The sequence below is a fragment of the Streptomyces sp. NPDC001599 genome (assembly GCF_042893535.1).
GTDB lineage: Bacteria > Actinomycetota > Actinomycetes > Streptomycetales > Streptomycetaceae > Streptomyces.
Genome location: NZ_JBIAVA010000034.1, coordinates 1 through 2882, shown reverse-complemented (window position 1 = coordinate 2882; position 2882 = coordinate 1). Strand labels below are relative to the sequence as shown.

Sequence of the window (2882 nt, the reverse complement as noted above, 5' to 3'; positions counted from 1 at the left end):
CCGCAGGCGAACTCCGCCCTCTCCTTAAAACCCGCGCGTCAGCCCGACCCGCACACGTAGCACGCCAAAACGAACTCGACCACAAAGCCCCCCCCACCTCCGCATCCGCATCCGGGTCTCCCAACGGCCCCAACCCCACCTAGCGCACGACCTCGAGCAAAGCATCGGGATGGCTGCCCCCACAGCACAGGGATCCTCACCGTAAAACACCCGGACACACCCGACCACACACCAGCAAAACGACCCCACGAGAAAAACAACGGCCACGTGCCAGACCCCGACCCGCCCTCCAGTCACGGAAAGCACAACCACCCGCCCCGTACCCAAGCAGCCATCCTTCATTGCGGTGGCGATACGCGCGGAGCTGGACACCGAGCGACATCGCGACGGTCGTCGCCCAGCTGGAGGACCCGTTCAAGGTGATGCGTGGCGGCGTGTTCTTCGGCCTGCTGAATCGGGTGTGCCGCTGAGCGCGGATCCGGTCGGGTGTCACAAGTCGGTCGGCGGCATGGTCAGTTGTACGTGACCGACACCAACCGTCACCCACACCGACACCCGGGCCGTCGGCTCACCGCTCGGACGACTCGAGCTGCTGCCGTCATCCCTGCCGTCCGCCTTGGAGCCTCCATGCCCGAACAGTCGTCGACACCCCTCGTCCTGGACCCCGCCGCCTCCGACCACCACGCCGAGCACCAGGCGTTACGCGACCGTGGCCCGGCCACTCGCGTGGACCTCCTTGGTCTGACCGTATGGTCGGTGACGAACCCCACCCTCCTCAAGCAACTGCTCACCAGCACACAGGTCTCCAAGGACGGCCGCGCCCACTGGCCCGCCTACGCCGACATCGTGTCCACGTGGCCGCTGGCCCTGTGGATCGCTGTGGAGAGCATGTTCACGGCGTACGGCGGCGACCACCGCAGGCTGCGCCGGATGGTCGCGCCGGCCCTCAGCGCCCGCCGGGTCCAGGACCTGCGCCCGACCGTGGAGACAATCGTCACGACGCTCCTCGATGACCTCGAGGCGCGGCCTGCCGGGGAGAGCGTTGACCTGCGCGAACACTTCGCGTACCCATTGCCCATCGCGGTACTGGGCCGCCTCATGGGCATCGCCGACAGCCAACTCCAAGGCTTCCGCAAAGTGGTGGACGGCGTCTTTGACACCACGGCCACCGTCGTGCAGGCCGCCGAGAACACGGCGTCCCTCTACAAGGCCCTCGATGACCTGATCGCCGCCAAGCGCGCCGAACCCGCCGACGACATGACCTCCCTTCTCATCGCCGCCCGCGACCACGAGGGCGACGGCGGCGGTTTCACCGACGGCGAGCTGCGCGACACGCTCCTGCTGATGATCAGCGCCGGTTACGAGACCACGGTGAACGTCATCGATCAGGCGGTCACCGCTCTGCTCACCGACCCCGAACAACTCAGCCACCTCCGCGCGGGCCGGGCGACCTGGGACGACGTCGTGGAGGAGACACTGCGCCACGAACCCGCCCTCAAGCACCTCCCGCTGCGCTACGCCCTCACAGACATCGCTCTGCCCGACGGCCGGACGATTCCTCGCGGCGAGGCGATCCTCGCCTCCTACGCAGCCGCCAACCGCCACCCCGACTGGCACGGCCCCACCGCCGACCGCTTCGACGTCACCCGCCTGAACAAGGACCACCTGGCGTTCGGCCACGGCGTCCACTTCTGCCTGGGCGCCCCGCTGGCCCGCATGGAGGTGGCCACGGCGCTCCGTCTGCTCTTCACCCGCTTCCCGGACATCGAACTGGCTGTTCCTGCCGGCGAGTTGCGGACCCTCCCGACCGCGATCGGCAACGGCCACCGGACCCTGCCGGTTCGCCCCCGCCGTACCACCGGTGAGCCCGCCCGCTGACCCGTCCGAACCAGTGCAGGCAGTGCGGACGCGCTGTTCCGTACAGAACAGCGCGTCCGCACGCGCGACGGCCTCCGCGCAATGGGAGAGGACGTGTCCCGCGCGCACCAGTGTCGGCGTCACGCCTCCCACATAGAGCAAGCCCAAGTCGCGGACATGCAGGGAGAGATCGGGGTCCCTGCCCGTGGGAAGGCAGGCCGTCGCGCCCGGTCAGCAGGTAACGGCTGTGCTCGGCCGGGAACGGGTCCTCGACGTCCGGGACGAGTTCGCCGTCCGTCGACCCGCCCCGGGCCTCGGGCGCACGGGATGTCGAGGGGGCATACCCAGAGCCGGTCGCTGTGGCCGTCGGCCTCACCCGCGCGCGGGTCGGCGAGCTGCCAGCGCAGCTGATGGTCGGACAGGACATGCCGGAACACGACCTGTGACACCAGGTCGTGCCCGAGGGCGAAACGGGCTGCGGGACGCCACCGCGCTGGTGCAGTGACACCCGTGGTGGGAGCGTTGCGCGATGTGCCTCAGGAGCGGACCGATCGGCCCGCCACCTGGAGTATGGGCACCGCTGAGCGCTGGCACACGGGGTCCTGGGGAAGCCCCGTTCTGCCCGAACCGTGACCACGCGTGCAGCTCTGGTGACACCCTGAACGGGTGAACGACAGCGACTTCTGGAGCGTGCTGGGTGCACGGCAAGGCCGGCCTCCCCCGTCTTGAGAGGATGCCGGCCTGGAGCGGTCTCACGCGGCAACGTGATCGCGCTGGCTTCCTGATCTGCTGGGTGGAGCCCGCAACTGTCAGGAGTGGCACATGCCGTCGTGCCGCTCATGCGTGCTCGTTGTCGGGTTCGTGGCCTCGATCAACCTGGCTGTGCCGATGCTCGCCGCCAGCGACCTGCATCCCACGGCGGCGCAGGTTGGGGTCTGATGCAGGTTCGGGTGACAGGTTCGGTCACGCGGCCTGGAGAGCCGGAGTGGTCATGACGGTCTCGAATTCGATGGGGGTCAGCCGGC

General features: G+C 68.9%; 1 protein-coding gene and 1 pseudogene. One reads left to right on the top strand and one right to left on the bottom strand.

Annotated features, from left to right (window positions below; genetic code table 11):
- Positions 1–627: 627 nt before the first annotated feature.
- Positions 628–1878, top strand: coding sequence for a cytochrome P450 (locus ACFYZ3_RS38395; RefSeq protein ID WP_388528031.1), 1251 nt, complete (start codon positions 628–630; stop codon positions 1876–1878).
- A 7-nt stretch (positions 1879–1885) separates the two neighbouring features.
- Here the strand turns inward: ACFYZ3_RS38395 and ACFYZ3_RS38390 are convergent.
- Positions 1886–2333 (bottom strand): annotated as a pseudogene (locus ACFYZ3_RS38390) (sterol carrier protein domain-containing protein); the annotation flags it as partial.
- Positions 2334–2882 lie beyond the last annotated feature (549 nt).